Annotated in this window: 18 protein-coding genes and 2 pseudogenes; 7 read left to right on the plus strand and 13 right to left on the minus strand. The window is 69.3% G+C overall.

Annotated features, from left to right (window positions below; translation table 11 throughout):
- Positions 1 to 52: 52 nt before the first annotated feature.
- From ACSIH6_RS00225 to ACSIH6_RS00235, 3 genes are all read right to left on the minus strand, one after another.
- On the minus strand, positions 53 to 2,239 hold the full coding sequence (locus ACSIH6_RS00225; protein ID WP_435105289.1) for an ABC transporter ATP-binding protein: 2,187 nt from the start codon (positions 2,237 to 2,239) through the stop codon (positions 53 to 55).
- Between the two features lie 10 nt (positions 2,240 to 2,249).
- On the minus strand, positions 2,250 to 3,158 hold the full coding sequence (locus ACSIH6_RS00230) for an ABC transporter permease (protein ID WP_435105291.1): 909 nt from the start codon (positions 3,156 to 3,158) through the stop codon (positions 2,250 to 2,252).
- A gap of 70 nt (positions 3,159 to 3,228) precedes the next feature.
- The gene (locus ACSIH6_RS00235; protein ID WP_435105293.1) at positions 3,229 to 4,209 is read right to left on the minus strand and encodes an ABC transporter permease; all 981 of its coding nucleotides are present in this window, start codon (positions 4,207 to 4,209) and stop codon (positions 3,229 to 3,231) included.
- A gap of 1,167 nt (positions 4,210 to 5,376) precedes the next feature.
- Between ACSIH6_RS00235 and ACSIH6_RS00240 the strand changes: the two genes are divergently transcribed.
- Positions 5,377 to 5,859 carry an ATP-binding protein gene (locus tag ACSIH6_RS00240; protein WP_435105295.1) on the plus strand — a complete coding sequence of 161 codons (483 nt, stop codon included), beginning with the start codon at positions 5,377 to 5,379 and terminating at the stop codon, positions 5,857 to 5,859.
- A 135-nt stretch (positions 5,860 to 5,994) separates the two neighbouring features.
- Here the strand turns inward: ACSIH6_RS00240 and ACSIH6_RS00245 are convergent, their stop codons facing one another.
- The 8 genes and pseudogenes from ACSIH6_RS00245 to cmtR all read right to left on the minus strand — a co-directional run bounded on the left by ACSIH6_RS00245 (position 5,995) and on the right by cmtR (position 15,972).
- On the minus strand, positions 5,995 to 6,165 hold the full coding sequence (locus ACSIH6_RS00245; RefSeq protein WP_168444201.1) for a hypothetical protein: 171 nt from the start codon (positions 6,163 to 6,165) through the stop codon (positions 5,995 to 5,997).
- A 383-nt stretch (positions 6,166 to 6,548) separates the two neighbouring features.
- Positions 6,549 to 7,814 carry a hemolysin family protein gene (locus ACSIH6_RS00250; protein ID WP_435105298.1) on the minus strand — a complete coding sequence of 422 codons (1,266 nt, stop codon included), beginning with the start codon at positions 7,812 to 7,814 and terminating at the stop codon, positions 6,549 to 6,551.
- Between the two features lie 199 nt (positions 7,815 to 8,013).
- Positions 8,014 to 8,580, minus strand: coding sequence for a universal stress protein (locus ACSIH6_RS00255; protein WP_435105300.1), 567 nt, complete (start codon positions 8,578 to 8,580; stop codon positions 8,014 to 8,016).
- Between the two features lie 34 nt (positions 8,581 to 8,614).
- Positions 8,615 to 9,729, minus strand: a pseudogene (locus ACSIH6_RS00260) (IS630 family transposase).
- A 24-nt stretch (positions 9,730 to 9,753) separates the two neighbouring features.
- Positions 9,754 to 9,957: pseudogene (locus ACSIH6_RS00265) on the minus strand (helix-turn-helix domain-containing protein); the annotation flags it as partial.
- 514 nt (positions 9,958 to 10,471) lie between these two features.
- On the minus strand, positions 10,472 to 11,329 hold the full coding sequence (locus ACSIH6_RS00270) for a SigB/SigF/SigG family RNA polymerase sigma factor (RefSeq protein ID WP_435105303.1): 858 nt from the start codon (positions 11,327 to 11,329) through the stop codon (positions 10,472 to 10,474).
- A 499-nt stretch (positions 11,330 to 11,828) separates the two neighbouring features.
- Entirely contained in the window at positions 11,829 to 15,032 is a 3,204-nt protein-coding gene (locus tag ACSIH6_RS00275) for an efflux RND transporter permease subunit (protein ID WP_435105306.1), read from the minus strand.
- Positions 15,033 to 15,642: 610 nt separating this feature from the next.
- Positions 15,643 to 15,972: a Cd(II)/Pb(II)-sensing metalloregulatory transcriptional regulator CmtR gene (gene cmtR / locus ACSIH6_RS00280; protein ID WP_435105308.1), complete on the minus strand. Its 330-nt coding sequence runs from the start codon at positions 15,970 to 15,972 to the stop codon at positions 15,643 to 15,645.
- A 117-nt stretch (positions 15,973 to 16,089) separates the two neighbouring features.
- On the opposite strand from cmtR, the gene ACSIH6_RS00285 reads away from it, so the two are divergent.
- From ACSIH6_RS00285 to ACSIH6_RS00305, 5 genes are all read left to right on the plus strand, one after another.
- A complete protein-coding gene (locus tag ACSIH6_RS00285; RefSeq protein WP_435105310.1) occupies positions 16,090 to 17,010 on the plus strand; it encodes a cation diffusion facilitator family transporter in 921 nt (306 codons plus the stop codon).
- Positions 17,011 to 17,253: 243 nt separating this feature from the next.
- A complete protein-coding gene (locus tag ACSIH6_RS00290; protein WP_435105312.1) occupies positions 17,254 to 18,705 on the plus strand; it encodes a TrkH family potassium uptake protein in 1,452 nt (483 codons plus the stop codon).
- A gap of 28 nt (positions 18,706 to 18,733) precedes the next feature.
- A complete protein-coding gene (locus ACSIH6_RS00295) occupies positions 18,734 to 19,405 on the plus strand; it encodes a potassium channel family protein (RefSeq protein ID WP_435105314.1) in 672 nt (223 codons plus the stop codon).
- Positions 19,406 to 19,617: 212 nt separating this feature from the next.
- On the plus strand, positions 19,618 to 20,685 hold the full coding sequence (locus ACSIH6_RS00300) for a metal ABC transporter substrate-binding protein (RefSeq protein WP_435105316.1): 1,068 nt from the start codon (positions 19,618 to 19,620) through the stop codon (positions 20,683 to 20,685).
- Positions 20,686 to 21,082: 397 nt separating this feature from the next.
- On the plus strand, positions 21,083 to 21,316 hold the full coding sequence (locus ACSIH6_RS00305) for a DUF397 domain-containing protein (RefSeq protein ID WP_061081670.1): 234 nt from the start codon (positions 21,083 to 21,085) through the stop codon (positions 21,314 to 21,316).
- A gap of 236 nt (positions 21,317 to 21,552) precedes the next feature.
- Here the strand turns inward: ACSIH6_RS00305 and ACSIH6_RS00310 are convergent, their stop codons facing one another.
- A complete protein-coding gene (locus ACSIH6_RS00310) occupies positions 21,553 to 22,401 on the minus strand; it encodes a helix-turn-helix domain-containing protein (RefSeq protein ID WP_435105318.1) in 849 nt (282 codons plus the stop codon).
- 265 nt (positions 22,402 to 22,666) lie between these two features.
- The gene (locus tag ACSIH6_RS00315; RefSeq protein WP_435105580.1) at positions 22,667 to 23,164 is read right to left on the minus strand and encodes an ATP-binding protein; all 498 of its coding nucleotides are present in this window, start codon (positions 23,162 to 23,164) and stop codon (positions 22,667 to 22,669) included.
- Between the two features lie 322 nt (positions 23,165 to 23,486).
- On the opposite strand from ACSIH6_RS00315, the gene fabG reads away from it, so the two are divergent.
- Positions 23,487 to 24,245: a 3-oxoacyl-ACP reductase FabG gene (gene fabG / locus ACSIH6_RS00320; RefSeq protein WP_061081671.1), complete on the plus strand. Its 759-nt coding sequence runs from the start codon at positions 23,487 to 23,489 to the stop codon at positions 24,243 to 24,245.
- Positions 24,246 to 24,323 lie beyond the last annotated feature (78 nt).

Raw genomic sequence — 24,323 nt, forward strand, 5'->3', positions numbered from 1 at the left:
CGCGGGGTGGCGCTGGCCGTGACGAGCCGGTCGTCGGGGGTCGGACGACCTCCTAGCGCTCCGCGAAGTGGCAGGCTGCCGCCTGGTCACCGTCGTTCACTGCGAGGATCTGGGGCTCGACGCTCCGGCACTGCTCCCGGTCGGTCTCAGGGAGCAGGGCGAACTTCTGGCACCTGGTCCGGAACCGGCATCCCGAGGGCGGGTCGGCGGGACTGGGCAGGTCTCCGTCCAGGACGATGTGCGTGCGCGCGCGCTCCTTCTCCGGGTCGGGGATCGGGATGGCGGACAGCAGCGCCTGGGTGTAGGGGTGGGAGGGCCGGGAGTAGACCGAGCGGGTGTCGCCGATCTCCACGATCCGGCCCAGGTACATGACCGCGACGCGGTCGGCGATGTGCCGGACCACGGACAGGTCGTGCGCCACGAACAGGTAGGCCAGGCCCAGCCGGGCCTGGAGCTCCTGGAGGAGGTTGACCACGCCGGCCTGGATGGACACGTCCAGGGCCGAGACCGGCTCGTCCAGCACCAGCAGCTTGGGCTCCAGCGCCAGGGCCCGGGCGATGCCGATGCGCTGGCGCTGGCCGCCGGAGAACTCGGCGGGGAAGCGGGTGACGTGCTCGGTGTTGAGGCCCACCAGGTCGATCAGCTCGTACACCCGGCGGGTGACCTCGTCCGTGCGCCTGCCGTGGGTGCGCAGGGGCTCGGCGATGATGTCGAACACCGTCATGCGCGGGTCGAGCGAGCTCATCGGGTCCTGGAAGACGATCTGCATGTCCCGACGCAGCGCGAACCGGTCGGCCCTGCCCAGGGTGGCGACGTCCCGGCCCATGATGGAAATGGAGCCGCGCTGGGGCTTGGCCAGGTCCATGATCTCCATGAGGGTGGAGGACTTGCCGCAGCCGGACTCCCCGACCAGGGCGAGGGTCTCCCCCTCGCGGATGTCGAAGTCGATGCCGTCGACCGCGTACACCGAGCCCACCCTGCGCTTGAACACCGCGCCCTTGGTGAGCGCGTGGTGCTTGACCAGGTCCTCCACCCGCAGCATCTCGGCGCGGTCCGCACGGTCTCCCGCGGCGGCCGGGGAGTCGGGGATCTCCGGCACCGGGTAGATGTCCTGGGCGGTCCACCCCTGGGCGGCGATCTCCCCGGAGCGGACGCACGCCACCCGCTGGGCGTCGGCGTCGGCCTCCCGCCCGGCGCCGGGCCGCGCCGCGGCCCCGTCCTCACGGATCTCCTCGCCCGAGGGCTGGGCGCCGATCGTGAGGAGTTCGGGCTCGGCCAGGTCACACTCGGGCCGGGCGAGGGGGCAGCGCGGCGCGAAGGGGCATCCGGGCGGCAGGTCCGACAGCGACGGCGGGGTGCCCTTGATGGGGACGAGGGCGCCCTGGTGCTCCAGGTCCATGCGCGGGACGGCGCCGAGCAGGCCCATGGTGTAGGGCATCCTGCTGCGGTAGTAGATGTCGTCGACGCGGCCGGTCTCCACCGGGCGGCCCGCGTACATGACCAGGACCCGGTCGACGAACCCGGCGACGACGCCGAGGTCGTGGGTGATCATCACGATGGCCGCGCCGGTCTCCCTGCGGGCGGTGCGCAGCAGGTCGAGGATCTGCGCCTGGATGGTGACGTCCAGGGCCGTGGTGGGCTCGTCGCAGATGATGACGTCGGGGTTGTTGGCCATCGCCATGGCGATCATGACGCGCTGGCGCATGCCGCCGGAGAACTCGTGCGGGAAGGAGCGGTAGCGCTGGGCGGGGTTGGGGATGCCGACCAGTTCGAGCAGCTCCACAGCGCGGGCGCGGGCCCTGGCCTTGGGGGCGGAGGGGTCGTGGATCAGGACGGCCTCGGCGAGCTGGTCGCCGACCGTGTACACGGGGGTGAGCCCGGACAGCGGGTCCTGGAAGACCATGGAGATGACCCTGCCGCGCTTGCGGGCCATGGCGCGGTCGTCCAGGCCCAGGATCTCCTCGCCGTGCAGGCGCACGGAGCCGGTGATCCGGGCGTGTTCGGGCAGCAGTCCCATGGCGGCCATCGAGGAGACGGACTTGCCGGAGCCGGACTCGCCCACGATGCCCAGCACCTCGCCGCGGCGGACGGAGTAGCTGACCCCGCGCACGGCGCGCACGTCGGGGTTGCCGTTGAGCCCGCCGAAGGTGACGGTGAGGTCGGTGACCTCCAGGACCGGGGTGTCGCCGACGGGAGCCCCGCTGACGGTCTCGGTGGTCGCGACGGTGTCAGTGCTCATGGAATGCCCCCTAGGACCGGCGCGACTTGGACTGCGGGTCGAGGGCGTCGCGCAGCCCGTCCCCGATCATGTTGACGGCGAGCACCATCAGCACCAGCAGAACCGTGGGGAACGCGAACATCCACGGGGCGGTGGTGGCGAACGACGACCCTTCGGCGATGACCATGCCGAGGCTGATGTCGGGCGACTGCACACCCAGCCCGAAGTAGCTCAGGGCGGTCTCGCCGATGATGGCGGTGCTGACCGTGATCGTGGCGTCCGCGATGAGCAGGGACGACATGTTGGGCAGGATGTGGCGCAGGATGATCCTGTGTGAGGGCACGCCCATGAACCGGGCCGCGTGGATGTACTCGCGTTCGCGCAGGGAGATGCTCAGGCCACGGATCATCTTGGAGGTGACCATCCAGCTGAACGCCGCCAGCAGGATGACCAGGACGAACCAGCCGCCCTGGCCGACGAAGTGCTTGGACAGGATGGCCAGGATGACGAAGTTGGGCAGGACCAGGGCCAGGTCGGCGATCCACATCAGGGCCCGGTCCGTCACACCGCCGAAGTAGCCGGCGAACGCGCCGACGAGGGCGGCCACCCCCGTCGAGGCCACCGCGACCAGCAGGCCGATGAGCAGTGACTTCTGCAAGCCAGCGGTGGCCTGGGTGAAGATGTCCTGGCCGGTGCGGTTGGTTCCCATCCAGTGCTCGGCGGAGGGCGCCTCGAGTGTGGCTCCGAAGTCGCGCTGGCCCACCTCCCAACCGCTGACGTAGGGGCCGACGAAGGCGAAGGCCGCCAACAGCACGAGCACGGCGAGACCGACGATGACCCGCCGGGTGCCCATGAGCTGGCGTACGACGTCCTTGAGCCGGTTGGGTGCCGCAGGCACGGTCGCCTTACCGGGCCCCGTGCTTTTCTCGATCGTGCTCATGGCGTGCTCTCCAGCCGAACTGGCGCGGTCGTGCGCGGTGGAACGTTGCGGGCGGTGGCGGGGGACACGGTCAAACCCGCACTCTCGGGTCCAGCCAGGCGTAGAGGATGTCCGAGAGGAAGGACGCCGCCATGATCGTGATCGCCATGAACCAGGAGACAGCCGCGACCACGTGGACGTCCTGGCGGAAGATGGAGTCGATCAGCCACGCGCCCATGCCGTGCCAGCCGTAGATCTTCTCGGTGAAGGTCGCCCCCGACACCAAGGCGCCGAAGGTGAAGGTGAAGTAGGTGATGGTGGGGATCAGCGCGGTGCGTAGGGCGTGCTTGAACAGGGCCTTCCTGCGCGTGAGCCCCTTGGCCATGGCGGTGCGCACGAAGTCGGCGTTGAGCACGTCCAGCATCATGTTGCGTTGGTAGCGCGCGAACGAGGCGAAGAGGGCGACGGCCAGCACGATCGTGGGCAGGATCGCGTGGTGGACGCGGTTGAGCAGCAGTTCCCACCACGTTCCGTCGAAGCCCGCCGCGTACTCGCCGGAGTAGCGCAGCAGTGGGAAACCGAGTCCGTCGTTGATCGTGACGGCGAGCACCTGGACGACGATCGCGATGACGACCGTGGGCACCGACAGCACGAAGAAGGAGGCCGCCGTGGCCGCCTTGTCGAAGCGCCGGTACTGGCGCACGGCGGCGTAGGCGCCCACCGCGATGCCGATCACGCTGCCGAGGACGGTGGCGACGGTGATCAGGCGCAGGGTCACGCCCGCCTTCATCCACATCTGGTCGGTGACGTCGCCGCCCTGGATGGTCTTGCCGAAGTCGCCCTGGACCACTCCGCCGAGCCAGGTGACGTACCGCTCGACGAGCGGAGTCTGGTCGTTGAGGTTGAGCGCGTCCAGTTGGGCGTTGACCGCCTCCGGCGTCGGCGGCGGCTGCATCTGCTCGAAGTAGCCGCGCGGATAGAGGTTCGTCGCGGCGAGCAGGTAGGCGAAACTCGTCGCGAGAAAGATCAGCACGACGTAGTTCAGCAGCCGCCTGGCCAGGAACTTGCCCAAAACTATCTCCGAACCTCACAGCCGAGCCCGGCACTCGTCCCGTTATGCGCGGTCGTTACTGGGGGCGCCCGAGGCCGGGGGTCCGAAGCACCAGGAGGACGACGCCAACGGTGGATGGCATCGTTAAGCCTTCGCGATCCCGCGACCACCGGCGGGGGTTGCTCCCGGTGACTGCCGAAACACACTTGCGCCCGGTTCACGATCCGTGACCGGAATGTCAAGAGTCTGCGCTGAGCTAGACACTCGACGGTAAACACCGCATCAAGAAAAGACAACAGTGGCCAACTAAGCACCCGATTGCAGTCGATTTGTCAAGTTTTGTACAGACTGCAATGAAATAGCTCTGCACAGTGATCGACAACTCGCGCGAGCTGGGAAAACGCGCTCCACGGCCGAAGCAGACCCGCCTCCGGCGGCTCCACATTCGGACATACGACCACAAAAATGTCGCTCAACGGTAATATAACGCAGCACGGTCGAAACCTCCCTCCCCCGGCCCGGATGCCGGTCACAGGACGGTTTCACGAACGACGCGGAAGTTCTCAGAGAGCTTCACCCAATCGTTATCCATGCTCACAGGCCCCACCAGTTCCGAAAGACGGCCGATATCCGTCCTCGGTCGCCCCCGCGATCCGACCGAACACCCCCTTTTTCCAGCTCAGCCGGGGCTATCCTGGCCAAGCCAGGTCAGCTGGGTTTCCGGGGAGGCACGGAGCGTATGCTAAGCGCGAATACGCCCTTCAGTGTCGTAGGGCACATCCGCCACCCGACATGACCCACCATCCCGGCCCGCTCCCAGGCCCCACCACCGCCTCGGAGGAAGTCTCGCGGCTTCCCTCCTCCCTCCTGTCGCCGCCCTTGCGCGTGACGCGTGGCACACCGACGCACCCCTCCCTGTCCCAGGGGGCCCGGGCCCGTGTGACCACCCCGCGCCGTGACCCGTCCTACGGGCACGGACGCCTTCGAGGGCCCGGCACTCTCGTTGCCATGCCCGCCGCGAACACACGTCCCCGGGGAGTGAACCCAATGTGTGAAACCGCAGCACCCCACAGTCGTCCCGTCGCGCTCCACACGCACGACCCCACCCCCGGGGCCGTTTCCTCGCAGCCGGACGCACTCCAGGTCCCGGTGTCTTCGTCCCGTCCCTTTCAACGTCCGGCGAGTTCCATGGAAGAGCGCACCCCGTACAGCACAGAGACCGCCTCCAGACCGGCGCGGCGGCGCTTCCCCGGCCTGCCGAGCCAGATCGCCTACGCGAGGAGGTTCGTCGCCCGGCAGCTGGTCGCCTCACCGGAGCTGACCACGGCGACGCTGCTCACCAGCGAGCTGGCCACCAACGCCATCACGCACAGCGCCTCGGGCCTGGCCACCGGCAAGTTCGAGGTCTGTGTCCGCCTGGCCCCCGGGTGGGCGCGGGTGGAGGTACGGGACCTGGGCAGCGTGACCGAGGCGCCCGAACCCCAGCACCGGGACCCCTACGACACCGCCGAGCACGGCCGGGGACTGGATCTGGTCGAGGCGCTCTCCAGCAAGTGGGGTACCGAGCCCCGCGGTGACGGGATGGGCCGCAAGGTCTGGTTCGAACTGGTGTGGGACTGCGGCTGTGGCACCTCGGCGGAGGACGCCGACGAAGACGCCCTCTCCGACTGACCCGGCTCCCGGGCCGCCGACCACCTCCGTGGGCGCGCGCCCAAGCCCCCGGACACGGAGCGAAGCGGAGCGGAGCCCCGGAGCACGAAATGCTCGGGACCGCGCCGGTACGCCGCCGCGTCCGGGAGAGCGCGCCTACTCCTCCGCGCCGGTCCTCGGGGACGCCGCCGCACCGCCGTCCTGGCCGGGTGCGGGCAGCCGGTAGCGCTCGTAGAGTTCGCGCGCGTAGTCCTTGGCCTCCTGTGACGGTTCCTCGCCCAGCTCGTCGCGGACCAGGTCGTCGAGGCTCTTGTTCGTTTCGTCCATGTCACGCAGCCTGCCTGGAGTGCGCGGATAGCACAAATCGCCGCTCCGGTGACGCAGCGCCAAGGGCCCGAACGCCCCAACTGTAGGGGTTTGTGGGTTGAAACCCGCTTTGAGCTGCGGATAACGCCCAAACAGGGGCCCATCGGTGTTCCCGGTGGGCCCCTGTTGCTTCCGATCGTTTCGCGACCCCGTGATGGCGGGGTGATGGCAAAAAGTCACGGGCATGGAGAGCCAGGCCTCGATCCTTCGCCTCACGCGGAATACTACAGAGAGTAACAACTGTTGGCGAGCACAGGCAGGTCAGTGCTCGCTCCTCTGCCTCAGCCAAACACCAGACCGGTACCGCAGCAGCGGTGCGGCACGTGTGGGCGGGCCGCGTGGTGTTACGTCGCGGGGTACATGGTCACCTGGGTGACGGTGCGCCCGTTGGCCTGATCGATCCTGGCCTTCCAGGAGTTCAGTTTCACCTCTTCCCCTGGCTCCTGGGGGATGTGGCCCAGCAGGGCGATGACCAGTCCGGCGACGGTGACGTAGTCCCCCTCGGGCAGGTCGTCCAGATGAACGTCGATGTCGGGCAGGTCGTGCACGGGATAGGTCCCGGGCAGGGTGAAGGACCCGTCATCGTTGCGGGCCACGGTGCGTATGTCGGAATCGGTCTCGTCGTAGATCTCCCCGACGATCTCCTCCAGCAGGTCCTCCAGGCTCACGATGCCGTCGACACCACCGACCTCGTTGATGACCACGCCCAACTGCTGGTGTTCGGCGATCATGCGGCGCAGGGCCAACGACACCACCAGGGAATCGGGCAGGAGCAGCGGTTCGCGGGCCAGTTCTCCGGCGTCGGCCTCACCGCGCACCAGGTCGGACCAGTGCACGACACCGAGCACGTCGTCCAGGTCGTCGTCGTTCACCACCGGTGCCCGGGAGTGCCCGTGTTCGGCGAGCATCTGCGCCGCCTGGGCCGCGGGTGTGCGGGCGGGGATGGTGAACACCTCACCACGGGGAACGACGACCTGGCGCAGGCGCCGGTCGTCGATATCGAAGGCTCCGGAGATGATGGTGCGCTGCTCCCGGGTCATGCCCCGCTGGGTGGCGAGCATGTCGCGCAGCTCTTCCTCGCTGATCTCCTCCTTGGCCGCGGAGGGGTCACCGCCCGTCAGGCGCACCACGAGGTTGGTGGAGACGCTCAACAGCCACACCACAGGGCGGGAGAGCATGGCGAGCAGGTCCAATGGTCGGGCGACCAGCACCGCCCACGTCTCGGCCCGCTGCATGGCGATGCGCTTGGGCGCCAGTTCTCCGAAGACCAGTGTGACGAAGGACAGGAGCACGGTGACCAGGACGATCGCCACCGGGCTGGCGGCCGAGCCCAGGAAGCTCAGGGGCTCGATGAGGGGCTGGGCCAGGGACACGGCCGCGGTGGCCGAGGCCAGGAAGCCCGCGAGGGTGATGCCGATCTGGATGGTGGCCAGGAACCGGTTGGGATCCCGTGCCAGGCGAGCCACCGCCCGGCCGCCGGGGCCCCGTGCCGCCAACTGTTTGATCTGCCCTTCCCTAAGGGTGATCAGGGCGATCTCGCTCCCCGCGAACAGGGCGTTGACGAGAACGAGGACAAGGACGAGGCCGAGTTGAACCCCGTAGCTTTCCATAACTGCTGTCGTCTCCGATGCTGTAGTGCTCTGGCACGGGTCCCGTTCGGGCCGTGGCACCAGAGCCTCTCACAACCCTGTCCAGGCACCGCCCTCGGTTGTCGGCTGGATTCGAGCGGGCGCCGGAAGGGACCCGCGGGCATCGGCGGGTGTGCGGCCGGGTTGACGCACGGATGGATCGCTCCGCCTTCACTGGGCCTCAGTCCCGGCCGACTGTGCCCACCCCTTGGACGCCGTGGTGGGGAACGATGGCAACGGGGACGCGGGCCCGGTGGAGCACGCCCTGACTCACCGACCCCAGGAGAAGACCGCGGATACCGCCCCGGCTACGGGACCCGAGAACCACCAGGTCCGCCGTGGCGCTCTCGGGCAGAAGCGCGTGCACCGGGTCCTCTCGCGTACAGAGCACCGTGATGTCGACGTCGTGGGCGGTGCCTTCCTCGGCTCGCGCGATCATGTCCTTCGACAGGCGTTCGGGCAAACCGTCCGGTGGACGCTCTCCCAAGGCGACCAGGGACTGGACGGCGAACGGAGTGGGGGTCTCCGTACTGTTCACCACCACCAGGGAGGCGTCCACGGCCCTGGCCCCCTGTTCCAGGGCGAACACCAGTGCCCGTTGGGAGCACTCGGAACCGTCCACCCCCACCACGATCCGCCTCGGCTCGGTGCCGGGGTCCTCGCCGTGCGTGCCCTGGAGCACGACCACAGGACAGGTGGCCTGAGCGGCCAGCCGGACGCCCACCGACCCCAGCACAGCGTTACCCAATGCACCTAGTGTCCTGCGCCTGAAATCCCGCAGGTTAGTTTTGCTCCTTTTCTTGTCGTTGCGCCCCGATCTTGGTCAGATAGTCGGCCAGGGAGTTGAGGGTCTCCTCGGCGGTCTTGGTCCAGGTGAAGGGCCGCGGGCTCTCGTTCCAGGTCTCGATCCACGCGGTGATGTCCTTCTCCAGAGCCTGCACGGAGGTGTGCACGCCCCGGCGGATGAGCTTGTCGGTCAACAGGCCGAACCACCGCTCGACCTGGTTCATCCAGGAGGAACCGGTGGGGGTGAAGTGCACGTGGAAGCGGGGATGCCTGCTCAGCCACGCCTTGATCTCGGCGGTGTTGTGCGTGGCGTAGTTGTCGCACACCAGGTGCACGTCCAGGCCGGCGGGCACCTGCTTGTCGATCGTGACCAGGAACTCCTTGAACTCGATGGCCCGGTGGCGGCGGTGCAGGGCACTGATGACGGTGCCGTCGGCGATGTTGAACGCGGCGAACAGGCTGGTGATGCCGTGCCGCAGGTAGTCATGGGTACGCCGTTCGGGCAGGCCCGGCATCATCGGCAGCACCGGCTGGGACCGGTCCAGCGCCTGGATCTGGGACTTCTCGTCCACGCACAGCACCACCGCCCGCTCGGGCGGGTTGTGGTACAGCCCGACGACATCGACGACCTTGGCGACGAACTGCGGGTCGGTGGAGAGCTTGAAGGCATCCTGCAGGTGCGGTTTGAGGTCGAAGCGCTCCCAGATCCGCCCGATGGTCGACTTCGACAGACCGGTGCGCTCGGCCATCGAGGCCCGCGACCAGTGCGTGTCCAATCCGGGTGTGGATTCCAGGGTCGCCACGAGCACGTCCTCGACCGCATCGAGCAGGATCGAGGGCGGCCGTCCGGGGCGGGGCTCATCGTGCAGGCCCTCCAGACGATCGGCGATGAACCGGGCCCGCCAACGGTCCACCGTCGAGGTGTCCACCCCCAGCTCGGCCGCGGCCTGTTTGTTGGTCCCGCCCTGAGCGCAGCGCAGCACGATCTTGGCGCGTAGCGCCAGGTACTGCGCGGTCTTGGCCCGGCGGGCAAGAGCTACAGTTGGGCCCGCTCGCTCTCGCTCAGGACCAGGTCGGCCTTGGGTCGGCCGATACGGGCGGCGTCGGCCAGGCCCTCCAGGCGCTGGGCGGCGAACTTGCCGCGCCACTTCCTCACCGTGGCTACCGTGACGCCGACCTGAGCCGCCACACGTGCGTGGGGTGTCCCGTCCGCGCACGCCAGCACGATGCGCGCCCGTTCTGCGAACCGGGGCGCCACCGCTCCACTCGCCCAACGGGACAACTCCGCTCGTTCTTCAGCGGACAGGACGACTTCACCAGCACGAGGGCCTGGAGACATGACAACAGGGTGATAACTTAGCCTTCGAATTTCAGGCGCAGAACACTAGGTCGGGTTCTCTGCTTCATCTCGGGCTCGCGGGCGCCAGGCCGCCTCTCGCTACGCTTCCACACTCGTGCGGCACGGCCAGGCCGAACTTCGCACACCGTCTCGCGAGAGATCGCCTGGCGACCACTCACCCACCCGAAAGCCTGTAAGAAACACTCCCTGGACGGCTCGGACTTCCGCTGCGAGACGGCGAAGGGTCAACGACCGTTGTGGGGCGGGGAGCGGGTTGAGGGCCGTCGTGACGTGCTCAGCCCCGTCCCGCTTCTCGCCTGCTTTGGCGAGCGTCAGCCCGTGGTGGATGTCCGGGTGGGTGACGTCCACCACAGATCGCCGCTCCGGTGACGCAGCGCCAGGGGCCTCAACGCCCCGCCTGTGGGGGTTCGCGGACGGGCCCGACCGCGTCCGTGCGGGGCGGGAACCCCGTCCGCGTCCGGAGGAAGGCCCCCGTGGCCTCCTCCGGAAGATCTCAGCGGCGTTCCGGCGACGCCGTGCCGACCTCCTGGCGCAGCTGTTCCAGCACCCCCGACAGCAACCGCGACACGTGCATCTGCGAGTACCCCAACCGGTCCGCGATCTCGGACTGGGTGTGGTCCCCGAAGAACCGCAACCGCAGGATCTCCCGCTCACGCGCGGGCAACCGCGCCAGCGCGGGCTTGAGCGACTCGCGCTGGACCACACGTTCCAGGCCCTCGTCCTCCTTGCCGAGATGGTCCTCCAGTCGGGCGCCGTCCTGGCCCTCGGCGTCGGAGGAGTCCGGCGCGTCCAGGGACAGGGAGCGGTAGGACTCCGAGACCTGGACGAGTTCGCTGATCTCGGCTTCGGGAAGCTTCATCTCGTGGGCCAGCTCCGCGATCGTGGGCGTACGCGCGTGCTCCTGCTGGAACTCACTCGTGACCCGGCGCAGCTTCACCCGGTTCTCCTGGTGGCGGCGCGGCACCCGCACCGCCCAGGTGTGGTCGCGGAAGTGCCGTTTGATCTCCCCCGTCACCGTGGGCAGCAGATAGGAGATGAAGGGCTTGCCGCGGGCCGGGTCGTAGCCGCGCACGGCCTTGACCAACCCCACCATCGCGGTCTGCTTCAGGTCCTCCAGCGGCTCACCGCGGCCCCCGTAGCGGCGCGCGATCTTGTTGATCAACGGCTGGTAGAGGACCATGACCCGCTCACGCAACCCGTTGGCCCGCGGGTCCTCCTCCCCCAGCCCTCCGAGTACGGACAGCAGTTCCTCCGCCGTGGCGTCCTCGCTGGGCATCGGTTTGCGCGGCCTGGGGATGACGGTTGTGTGGTCTGCGACGGTTTGGGACTTTTGCGCGGCGTTCGCGGACAAGAGGAGACCCCCCGGTGCTCTGTCCTGTGTGCTCGTGTTCACCTGTCGGCACCTGCGGCGCGGCCCCCGCTCCCGACGCGTCGTCGGGAGCTCTGGTCGGGCGGGGGACGACCGCCGTGCGGGGAGTACGTTCCCTCAGAAACGCCTTCAAAAGCGACGGAGCGAAAAAAGTTGTCGTGCGACAAATATCTTTCGACGCTCGCGCGGTTACTGCGCGTAGGCGAGAGCGGGTGAAGCACTCTGCGCTTCTGCCCCCGCAAGCCCACGGGGCACGGCGACCGCACCCTTCCCGCCCGGTGGGCCGGGCACGGATACCAGGCCCCTACCGCCAAGTCATCCCATAAAACACTTTTGCCGAATTTTTCATGATCGAACTCATGTTCGCCTCAACGTGGCCGGTCACCGCCCTGCGGATGCGGGACCGTCGTCCTCCCGGGCAACGACGAGGGGGCGCCCCGCGCCGTGCGCGAAGCGCCCCCGAACCGGGAACCGCCTGGGGTCAGCCGACCGGCTCCTTGGTGCGCTCGGACGCGGTGGCCGCAGCCTTGCGCTCCCTGCGCAGCTCACGGCGCGCCTGCCTGCGGGCCGCACCGCGCTGCCTGCCCCACTCCACCAGCTGGTAGAGGACGGGGACCAGGATCAGCGTGAGCACGGTGGAGGTCACCAGACCGCCGATCACCACGATCGCCAGCGGCGCGGAGATGAACGCCCCGCCGCCGGTGATGCCCAGGGCCATCGGGGTCAGCGCCGCGACGGTCGCGAGCGCCGTCATGAGGATGGGCCGCAGACGGTGCCGGGCACCCTCCACGATCGCCTCCCTGAGCGGCATCCCGTTGTTCTGGTTCTGGTTGATCAGGTCCATCAGGACGATGGCGTTGGTGATGACCACACCGATGAGCATCAGCATGCCGACCATGCCCGCCACACCCAGCGGGGTGCCGGTGACCAGCAGCAGCCCCAGCGAACCGGTGATCGCGAACGGCACCGAGATCAGGAGCATGAGCGGCTGGAGCAGGCTCTTGAAGGTCGCCACCATGATCAGGTAGCAGATGACGATCGCGGCGACCATCGCCAGCATCAGCTGCGCGAAGCCCTCGCTCTGGTCCTGGCTGACGCCGCCCAGGGTCGCGGTCGCGCCCTCGGGCATGTCCATCGAGTCCAGGGCCTGCGTGATCTCGGCGCTCACCGCGCCCAGGTCGGAACCGGTGGCGCTCGCCGACACGGTGGCGCTGGTGATGCCGTCGATCCGTGTGAGCTCCGGCGGCTGCTGCACCTCCGCCACCTCGGCGACGTCGGACAGCGGGACCGCCTGTCCGGTCGGACCCGTGATGGGCAGGTCCTCCAGCTCGGCCACGGTCTGGGGGGCCTCGTCGACGCGGACCACCATGTCGCGGCGCGTGTCGTCGAGGGTGACGGTTCCGACGCTCTGCCCGTTGAAGGCGGCGGTGACCTGCTGGCCGATCATGGCCTCGGTCATGCCCCGCTCGGCGGCCTCCTCGCCGTCGACGCGGACCTCCAGCGCGGGCTGGGACTCGGCGATGCTGTTGGCGACGTCGTCGGCGCCGTCGATGCCGCGCAGCTCGTCCTCGACCATCCCGGCAGCCTCGGCCAGTGCCTCCTGGTCGTCGGCGCTGACCCGCACCTCGATGCCCGAACCGCCCATGGCGGCCATGGCGCTCAGGCGCGGCTCGTACTCGGTGTCCAGGTCCTCCATGGCCGTGCGCAGCACCTCGCGGTTGCGGGCCTGGTCGGTGTCGGGGTCCGCGGTGATGCTGTAGTCCACCTGGGCCGCACCGCCGCCGCCCATCATGGCGGCCATACCGCCGCCGCCGACGTTGGTCTGGTAGGAGTCCACCCAGGCGTAGCCGTCGAGGACCTCCTCGACCTTGGCCGCCTCCTCGTCGGCGACCTCCAGGGACGTGCCCGGGGGCAGCTCCTGGACGACCTGGTAGGTGTTCTCCTCGGACTGGCCCATCCAGTCGGTCTCGATGCCGCCGGCCATGAGGACCGTGCCGCCGAAGATCGCGGCGCTGGCGATGAGCGTGGTGATCGTGGCGGTCCTGCGCTTGGTGGTGATCCAGCGGATGATCGGCAGGTAGGCGCGCTGGAGCGGGCTGCGCGTCTCCCGCTCGTACTCCTCGCGCTCGATCTCCTCCTGGGTGGCGTCCCCGATCTCCCTGGGGCGCATGAACCAGTAGCACAGCACCGGGATGAGGGTGATGGAGACGATCAGGGAGGCGACCAGGGCCAGGCTGGCGGTGACCGCGAACGGCAGGAAGATCTCGCCGACCTGGCCGCCGACGAAGGCCAGCGGCAGGAACACGGCGACGGTCGCGAGCGTGGAGGAGACCACGGCGGTGGCGACCTCGCGCACGCCCTGCTTGACCGCGGCCATCCGCTCCTTGCCGTAGTCCAGGTGCCTGCGGATGTTCTCCAGGACCACGATGGAGTCGTCCACCACGCGTCCGATGGAGATGGTGATGGCGGCGAGGGTGAGCATGTTCAGCGAGAAGTCGAACGCCTGCATGCCCAGGAACCCGATCAGCACCGACACCGGGATCGACACCGCGATCACCAGGGTGGAGCGGATCGAGAACAGGAAGACCAGGATGACGATCACGGCGGCCAGCAGGCCCATGCCGCCCTCTTCGAGCATCGCGACGATGGACTCGTTGATGTAGGGGGCCTGGTCGAAGACCACGCTGATGTCGATGTCCTCGCCCAGGACGTCGGCCTGCTCGTCCAGGACCGTCTGGACGCCCTCGGAGACCTCGACGGTGTTGCCGTCGGGGGTCTTCATGACCATGACGCCGATGCTCGGGTCGCCGTTGACGCGCGCCAGGCTGGCGGCCTCGTCCTGGACGAGCTCGACCTCGGCGACCTCGGAGAGCCGGACCGGCTCGGCCGGGGCGGCCGGGGGCGCGCCGGGCGCCGCGGCGGACATGTCCGCTCCCGCGGCGGCGGGCTGGAGCCAGACCTCCTCGACCTGCTCGATCGAGGTGAACTGGTCACCGGTGGTCACGCTCAGGCTGCGGCCGTCGGACTCGACGTCCCCGCCCGGCTGGAGCAGACCGCTGGACTGGAGGGCGTCCACGAGGCTCTGCGGGGACAGGCCGTTGGAGGCGAGTTCGTCCTCGTCCGGCGTGACGACCACGTCGGACTCCACCGCGCCGGTGATCGTCGCCGAGCGCACGCCCTCGACGGACTCCAGCTCGGGGATGAGGTGGGTCTCCAGCGGGTCGACCATGGCCTGGTCGTCGCCGTCCTCGGCGCCCGCCGCGAGCATCACGACCGGCATCATGTCCGTGCTGAAGGACATGACGCTGGTGTCGACGCCCTCGGGGAGCATGCCCGCGACCTGGTCGACGGCGATCTGGGTCTGGCGGACGAGGTCGTCCTGCTCCTGGCCGTAGTCGAACTCGACCGTGACCTGGGAGGAGCCGGTGCTGGAGGTCGAGGTGACCGTGGTGACGCCCGGGACGCTCTGGATGGCCTGTTCCAGCGGCTCGGTGACCTGGCTCTCCACCACCTGGGGGGCGGCCCCCTGGTAGGTGCCGGAGACCATCACCATCGGCAGGGACATGTCGGGGAAGAGCTCGCGTTTGGCCGACGTCGCTGCGAGGACTCCGAAGAAGAGGACTGCCAGGGTGATGAGCAGGACCAGTGCCCGGTTGCCGAGCGACATGACCGCGGCGCGGTTCATACCCGGGTTCCTTCCACGCTGGTGGCAGCGGTCCCCGTCCGGGGGAGACCCGCGGCGCGGGCCCTTGCGGCCGATCTGGACATGAGAGGTTCTCGCTCCTAGTTCACTGCGGACACGGGGCGGGCCGTGATGTGTGGGTCGTCGAGCGCGTGTACGCGCCGGGGCAGCACACAGTCGTCCGCCGGTACTGGGACCGGGCTCGAACGTGTGGTGACGGGGTGTCGGTGTCTGGTCGCCCGGATGCGGGGCGGCCGTGTCAGCCGTCTCTCCCGGGGCTCGTGCACCTGCCGGGCGCACTACTCACCATACGTCGCGTTATATCGGGACTTGGGGCTCCCCCCACACGATTCAGGGAAGTCTCAGGGACGCGTCAGCCTTCTGTCAGGGTCGGTTTCTGACCAAAGTAGGTGTCCTCATCCGTAAGTCGGAGCCGGACGGGATGAAATGCGGCTTTCCGTGGCGGCGCAAGGGGATCGCCCTGTAACGGACATCACGGTGGCAACTTCTGGCCAACCGGAAAACGGCCCCGGACGCGTGGACCACGGGGCACCGGAGGTGACGGAGCGAACGCGGCGGGGAGCCGCGCGACACGGCCCCGTGGAGGCGGCGCTCAGGCGGGCCGCCGCTCCCCGGGGGTCTCATGCGGCTGCGCGGTCCCCCACACCACGCGCAGAAGGTCCTCCAGGGCGTGGGCCAGGGAGTCGTCCACGAGCGCGTAGCTGACCTGGCGCCCGCGCGCGGAGGTGCTCACCAGGCCGCAGTCGCGCAGGCAGGCGAGGTGGTTGGAGACGTTCTGCCGGGTGAGCCCCAGTTGCTCGGCGAGTCCGGCGGGGTAGTGGGGACCGTCGAGGAGCGCCAGCAGGAGGCGGCAGCGGGTGGGGTCGGACAGGGCGCGGCCGAGCCGGTGGATGGCGGACAGGCGCTGCTCGGAGGTCAACATGAAAACCATTGTACATGGCTTGCTGTATAGACAGCGTAGGCTGTATAAACAGTGGAGGCTGAACCATGGAGGCCGCACACGGCGGCTCCGGGAGAGGACGTCGGAACGGGAGAGCTGATGGGCCTGGGACACGACCACGGGCACGGGCACGGTGTCACCGCCGGGGCCGCCAACAGCAGGCGGCTGGTGGTGGTCCTCGGGATGATGCTCGTCGTCGCCGTGGTCCAGGTGGTCGGCGCCGCGCTCAGCGACAGCCTGGCCCTGCTCGCCGACGCCGGGCACACCGTCACCGACTCCTTCGGGGTGGCCCTGGCCCTGGTGGCCGTGTGGATCGCCGCGCGGCCCGCCACCAGCAGGCGCACCTTCGGCTACCAGCGCGCGGAGATCCTCGCCGCCGCCGTCAACGCGCTGGTGCTGTTCGTCCTGTGCGGGTTCATCGTGGTGGAGGCGGTCGAGCGGCTCCGGACGCCCGCCGACGTGTCCGGGCCGGGCATGATCGCCGTGGCCGCCTTCGGCCTGGTCATGAACATCGGCGCGCTGTTCGTCCTGCGCTCGGGCGCCCGCGCGAGCCTCAACGTCAAGGGCGCCTACCTGGAGGTCATGGGCGACGCCCTGGCCTCGGCCGGGGTGATCGCGGGCGGTGTCGTCGTCTGGCTGACCGGTTGGGACCGGGTGGACACCCTCGTCTCACTGGGCATCGCGGCGATCATCGTGCCCCGCGCGTGGGCGCTGCTGCGCGAGGCCGTGCACATCCTGCTGGAGGCCACCCCGCAGGACATGGACCTGAGCGAGGTCCGCGACCACCTGCTCGGGCACCCCGCCGTCCTGGACGTCCACGACCTGCACGCCTGGACCATCACCTCCGGGGTGCCCGTGATGTCGGCGCACGTGGTGGTCGCCGAGGAGCACCTGCGCGACAGCGGCCGCATGCTGGACGAACTCCACGCGTGCCTGACCGGCCACTTCGACGTCGAGCACTCCACGCTGCAACTGGAGCCTCCCGGCCACGCCGACCACGAGGGCGCCCGCCACGCCTGACCTGGGGTAAGGCGCACTCGGGGCCCCACGACCGGCCTCCTGCGGGACCGCGCGGCGGGGCCCGCGCGCGTCCCGCGTCCCCGCTGGTGGAGACCGCCGCGGGTGCCACCGGCACACCCCCCGCACGGTTACGATGCTGGACGGGCCGTCGACGTGCCACCATCGGAACCCTCTGGCACGATCCCCCGCGCCCAGGAACGCTTAAGGAGACACCGTGGCACCCTTCCCGACCCGCGGCCAGCGGTGAGCGAGAACCGGCTGGGAGCGGGGACGCGCGCCCTGCGCAGGCTGCGCGGTTCGCTCCTGCCCCTCAGGGCGGCCAGGCTGTCGTACAAGCTGCGCCGGGAGCTGAGCTCCACCCGCGAGGCCAGCACGTGGCGCCAGCCCGCGCGGGTGTTCCTCATGGCCTACGTGATCGTGGACCTGATCGGCACGGTGCTGCTGATGACCCCGCTGACCACGCCCGACCACCGGGGGCTGGGCTTCGTCGAGGCCTTCTTCACCGCGACCTCGGCGCTCTCGGTGTGCGGGCTGAGCGTGATCAGCATCGGCAACGACCTGAACACCTTCGGCCAGGGGGTGGTCCTGGTGCTCATGCAGGTCGGCGGCATGGGCATCATGACCCTGGCCTCCCTGCTGGGCACCGCGATGATCCGCCGGTTCGGGCTGCGCATGCAGCTCACCGTGCAGACCGAGACCCGGAGCCTGTGGGTGGGCGACGTGCGCGGCCTGGTCAGCCGGGTGGCCCTCATCTTCCTCATCTGCCAGGGCCTGACGTTCCTGCTGATCACGCCGAGGATGTGGCTGGGCTACGACATGTCCCTCGGGGAGGCCGTCTACTCGGGCTTCTTCCACTCCATCTCGGCCTTCAACAACGCCGGGCTCTCCCTGTACGGGGACAGCATGATGCGCTTCTCCGGCGACGCGTTCGTCCTGGTGCCGATCGCCCTGGCGGTGATCCTCGGCGGTATCGGCTTCCCCGTCCTGCTGGAGCTGCGGCGCGAGCTGCGCACCCCGCGCCGGTGGAGCCTGCACACCAAGCTCACCGTCACCACCACCGCGATCCTCTTCGCGGCCGGGGCCCTGCTGGTCACGGTGATGGAGTGGCACAACCCCCAGACCCTCGGTCAGATGCACTGGTGGGCCAAGCTCGTCGACGGCTTCTTCCACGGCGTGATGCCCCGCAGCGGCGGCCTCAACTCCGTCGACACCGGGGAGATGGAGGACGCCACGCTGCTGGTGACGATCATGCTGATGTTCGTCGGCAACGGCAGCGCCGGAACGTCCGGGGGCATCAAGGTGGCCACCCTGGCGGTGATCTTCCTGGTGGTGTCGGCCGAGGTCCGCGGCAACGACAAGGTGCACGTCTACGGGCGCCAGCTGTCGCCTGAGGTGATCCGGCAGTCGCTGAGCCTGGTGTTCCTGTCCGCGACGGTGGTGGCCTTCACCACGGTCCTGCTGGTGCGCACCACCCCGTTCGAGCTGCTGCCGGTGATGTTCGAGGTGGTGTCGGCCGTCGGCGTGGTGGGCCTGTCCACCGGCATCACCGCCGACCTGGCGCCGTGGGCCCAGTTCCTGCTGGCCCTGCTGATGGTGGCCGGGCGGATCGGCCCCATCACCTTCGTGACGGCGCTGGCCTTCCGCGACCACCGCAAGCGCTACGATCTCGCCGAGGCACGGCCGATCATCGGCTGAGAGCGCTCCGGGGGAAGGAAGGGACACCGTGCAGCAGCACAGGAGACTCACCGACAAGCGGGTCCTGGTCATCGGCCTGGGCCGGTTCGGCAGTTCACTCGGCCTGGAGCTGGTCAGCCGGGGGTGGGAGGTCCTGGGCGTGGACTCCAGCCCACGGCTGGTGCAGTCCTTGGCCGACGCGCTCACGCACACGGTGATCGCCGACGCCACCGACGAGGAGGCGCTGCGCCAGGTGGGCGCGGGCCAGTTCCACAGCGCGGTGGTGGCCATCGGCACCCACCTGGAGGAGAGCATCCTGGCCACCTCGCTGCTGGTGGACATGGGAGTGTCCAACATCTGGGCGAAGGCGACGAGCCGCCGCCACGGCCGCATCCTGGAGCAGGTCGGCGCCACCCACGTGGTGCTGCCCGAGCACGACATGGGCGAGCGGGTGGCGCACCTGCTGTCGGGCAGGATGCTCGACTACGTGGAGCTGGAGGAGGGCTTCTCGCTGGGCAAGACCAAGGCGCCCAAGGAGCTCATCGGCAAGACGCTGCGCGAGACGCGGGTCCGCCAGCACTACGGGATCACGGTGGTGTCGGTGAAGCGGATGGGTGAGGAGTTCACCTACGCCACCCAGGAGACGGTGCTGAACAAGGGCGACGTGATCGTGGTCGCAGGGCGCACCGACGACGTGGAGCGCTTCTCCGAGTCCACCTGAGCCGGGCCGCACGGCGGCGGAAGAGGCCAGGAACCGCTGGGAACCGTGAAAACCGGTGGGGCGGGGAGGCCGCGGGAAGGCGCCCGGCACCGTCGGTTCCGCGCCCGGCCGCCCGCTCCATGCGCCCGCGGACAGCGGTTCCGGGGGCGCGTGAGCGTTGCGCTCCGAACGGACAAATTGACAACCGTTTTCATTATCCCGACAATTGACCCATGCGAACTGGGACAACCGTGCGGGCCGCCGCCCTCGGCGCCGCGACACTTCTGACGATCACCGCCTGCGGAAGCGGCGGCGAGGGGGCGGACGACTCGGGTGTCTCCCCCGCCGACGCGGACCTGACCGTGGTCACCGGCGTCTACCCCCTGGAGTGGCTGGCCGAGCGGATCGGCGGCGACCGGGTGGCGGTCGTCCAGCTCACCGAGCCGGGCACCGAGCCCCACGACCTGGAGCTCACGGGCCGACAGGTAGCCGAGGTCAGCGAGTCCGACATCGCCTTCTACGTGGAGGGCCTCCAGCCCGCCGTGGACGAGGCGATCGCGCAGGAGGCCTCCGAGAGCGCGTTCAACGTCGCCGACATCGTGGAGCTGCACCCCGCGGGGGAGGGCGGCCACGACCACCCGGAAGGTGACGAGCACGCCGAGGAGGGCCACGACCACGCCGAGGACGGGGCGCACTCCGAGGAGGAGGGCCACGACCACGCCGAGGACGAGGCGCACGCGGAGGAGGAGGCCGCCGCCGAGGAGGAGCACGACCACGGCGAGTACGACCCCCACTTCTGGCTGGACGTGGACCTGATGGCCCAGACCGCCCAGGCGCTCGGCGACCGGATGGCCGAGGTCAACCCCGAGGGCGCCGACGGCTACGCGCAGGGCGTGGAGGCCGTGACCGCCGAACTGGAGGCGATCGGCCAGGAGTACGAGGAGGGGCTGTCCTCCTGCGAGCACGATGAGGTGGTCGTGGGGCACACCGCCTTCACCTACCTGACCGAGGCCTACGGACTGGAGCAGATCGGGGTCAGCGGGGTGGACCCCGAGACCGAGCCCTCCCCCTCGCAGATCGCGGCCATCACCGACATCGTCAACGAGCGCGGCATCGAGACGGTCTTCACCGAGCCGCTGATGCCCGCGGCGACCGCCGAGACCATCGCCGCCGAGACCGGCGCCCAGGTGGAGGTGCTCGACCCGCTGGAGGGCGTCACCGAGGACTCCCCCGGCGACGACTACCCGTCGATCATGCGGGGCAACCTGGAGGCGCTGACCACCGCGCTGTCCTGCTCCTGAGCCCCGGTCCGTCCCACCGCACCGGCCCCGTCGGCCCCGGGCACCCGCCCCGGCCGACGGGGCCGACGCGCTTCCGCGCCCCCTGCCCCGCTCTCCCGGGAGACGGCTTTCCCGGCAGGCGGGGCCTCCGCGCTTTCGCGCCCCACGCCCCGCCCCCGTCGCCGCACAGGGGATATGCGCGCGCTCGCGTCCCCTCTTCCCTCCCGGCCGAAACCGCCCCGGGCCACGTGGACACGGCACACGGACACGCCACGGGTTACATGGCGCTTACATACCACCAAACCCCCGGACAAGTGGCGGGGGTCACGCTATGCTTGTGAACATGTCGGTGCCAATGCACGTGCATCTGGCAGTGCATAAGCACGGACGTTCCCCTCGACGAGACATAAGGAGCAGCATGACCGCACACAACGGCATCCCCGCGACCCAGCTCACCGAGGCGGCCTGGCAGAAGGCCCGGCGCAGCAACTCCCAGGGCGCCTGCGTCGAGATGGCCCGCCTCGGCGACGGCTCCATCGCCGTACGCAATTCGCGGTTCCCGACCGGACCGGCGCTGGTCTACACCCAGGAGGAGATCGACTGCCTCATCCTGGGCGCCAAGGACGGGGACTTCGACAACCTGCTCAGCTAGGGTCTTTCGTCCCCTCTGGCGCGTTCGGCCCCGCGGCACACAGGAGGGGTTACCGCTCGGCGGTGACCCCTTCTTCCTCGGGCACCGCCCCCCGCCCGCGCCCCGGCCGGTCCGCGACCGCCCGCGCCACCTGCCCGGGCGCACGTGCCCCGAAACCCGGAAAGGCCCGCCTCGGCGAGCCTCTCGTATCCCTGAGCGCGTGCTCCGGGTCCCCTCCACCCGTCCCACGCCGCTGCTCAGTCGACTGCCTTGTCCAGGTCCTCCAACATCTGTTCCAGCAGCTCCAGCGTCTCGTCCGGCGTGGCCGCGGCGACGCTGAGCCGGGTCATGGCCTTGGTGTAGGCCTCCACCACCGGCCTGCGGTCGATGATCTCGCCGTCGGTGAGCTGCTCCAGGTAGACCATGTCCGCGAGCTCGAACTCCGAGTAGCGCAGGAGCGTGAACGAACCCGCCTCGGCCGCGTGCGCGCCCACCGCGAAGGGGACGACCTGGAGGGTGATGTTGTCGTACTCCTTGCTGAGCTGGATGAGCCACTCCAGCTGACCGCGCATGATCTCGCGCCCGGCCTCCGGTCCGCCGATGGGTCTGCGGACCGCGGCCTCGTCGAGGATCACCCACATGCGCATGCTCGTGTCGGTGCGCAGGCGCCGCTGTCTCCTGAGTCTGGCGTCGACGCGCTGCTCGGTGACCTCGTCGGTCTCCACCCCGCCGGAGATGACCGCCCGCGCGTACTCCTCGGTCTGGAGCAGCCCCGGAACGAACTGGGACTCGTAGATGCGGATGTGGTCGGCGGCCTCCTCGAAGCCGACGTAGCGGATGAACCACTTGTGCAGTGACTCCCCGTGCTCCTTCCACCAACCGGGCTTGTTGGATTCGCGCGCGACTTCGAGGATTTCCTTGATCCTCCTGCGGTCGGAGACCCCGTACATCTTGAGGAGGTCCTCGATATCGCGCAGCTTGAAACCGACCCGGCCGAGTTCCATACGGCTGATCTTCGACGCCGATGCCCGAATCTTGTTCCCGGCGTCCTCCCGGCTGATAGCACGCGCTTCGCGAAGCTGGCGCAGCTCGTGCCCGATCAGCATGCGGCGCACAGTGGGGCCGCTCCCCTGGCGCAATCGAGCGATATCCACGTTCGCCGCCTCTCCCTCATTCCTCGCACAAGGGTATCCATGCGACGGGACACCTTTGCCGTGCGGACAAGACACTACAGGTACACGATAGAACGATAGAGCAGTGGTGCCTTCGTCCCGCTCTCTGGTCCCTCCAGCGCCTCCGTGGAGGGCCGCACCACCGAAGGACAGCGCCGCCGGAAGCACCGGACGGAGCGCCCGTCGGGAACCCCGGGACTCACACGAATTGCGCCCAAACGAACTTTCCGCCGGGCGGCGTGGGAATCACACCCCACTCTCGCGCGAAAGCACTCACCAGGGCAAGCCCCCGACCGCCCTCCAGGTCGAGATCGGTTTCCCTTCTCTCCGGCAACCGGTCTCCACCGTCACGAACCGCGCAGATGAATTCACTGCCGCTGCGCATGAGCGAGAGCTGAATACCGCCATCGCTCTGCCCTGTCAAGGGCAGAGGGCCACCGTGCCGGAGCGCATTGGTGACCAATTCCGAAACGACCACCGCGACATCGCTGGACAAGTAGTGCATCTCCCATTCGTGGAGAAGCGCCTCGGAAATCTCGCGCGCGGCCCCCACCGAGTGGGGGCGCGGCTCGAAGCTCCACGTGACGGCGTCGTGTCTGTCCCCGCAGACGGGGGTGTTCCAGCGGCGGGAACCGTGCGTCAGGACCTTGAGCCACCAGCCACCGGCCGGATCGGCCACCGCCGCAGCGCACTCCATGCCTTCCACTCCTCCCTGACGCACCGCTGTGTGGGCGTCGGTGACACGGCCGGGACGGGCCCGTGTCCGCGTGCAGGTCGGGCTCGTGCCGCTGCACGACTCGAATGCACGTGCATCTTCGTCTTGCAGGCAATCGTAGGCCAAGCCCCGACGATGTGCAGGCAAACGGAGAGACGACTTCGTCCGACCCGTAAAGCGGGTCGGCGCGGATCGCCCTGTTCGCGGGTGGGCCCTCCCGGACGCACCCCGTCCACCTACCGACCGGTTGGCATGTGGATAGGATCTCCTCGCGCCCACCACGCGAATTCTTGGAGGTAATCCCATGTCACCAACGCCCCGTGTGGCCATTGTGACCGGTGCGGCCCGTGGGATCGGTGCCGCCGCTGCTGAGCGCCTGGCGCGCGAGGGCCGGTCCGTCGCCGTGCTGGACCTGAGGGAGTCCGACGCCCAGGAGGTCGTCGACCGCGTCACGGCCGCGGGCGGCACCGCCCTGGCCGTGGGCTGCGACGTGTCCGACCCCGACCAGGTGACCGCCGCCGTCGACACCGTGGCCGAGCGCCTGGGTCCGCCCGCGATCCTGGTGAACAACGCCGGTGTCCTGCGCGACAACCTGCTGTTCAAGATGTCCGTGGAGGACTGGGACACCGTGATGAACGTGCACCTGCGGGGCTCGTTCCTCATGAGCAGGGCCGCCCAGGCCCACATGACCGCGGGCGGCTGGGGCCGGATCGTCAACCTGTCCAGCTCCTCCGCGCTGGGCAACCGGGGCCAGGCCAACTACTCCGCGGCCAAGGCGGGGCTCCAGGGGTTCACCAAGACCCTGGCGATCGAGCTGGGCAAGTTCGGCGTGACCTGCAACGCGGTCGCGCCCGGATTCATCGAGACCGCCATGACCAGGGCGACCGCGGAGCGCATCGGCGTCAAGTACGAGGACATGAAGGCCTTCAAGGAGGCCGAGATCCCGGTGCGCCGGGTGGGCGTGCCCGAGGACATCGCCAACGCCGTCGCCTTCCTCACCGGTGAGGAGGCCGGGTTCGTGTCGGGCCAGGTCCTCTACGTCGCCGGCGGCCCGCTGGACTAGCTGACCGGAAGACCCGTGTGTGCCCCGTCCGGAGCCCTCCGGACGGGGCACACGTGCGCACGGGCCAGGGAGTGCACC

The organism is Nocardiopsis synnemataformans (assembly GCF_965343085.1).
Lineage (GTDB): Bacteria > Actinomycetota > Actinomycetes > Streptosporangiales > Streptosporangiaceae > Nocardiopsis > Nocardiopsis alborubida.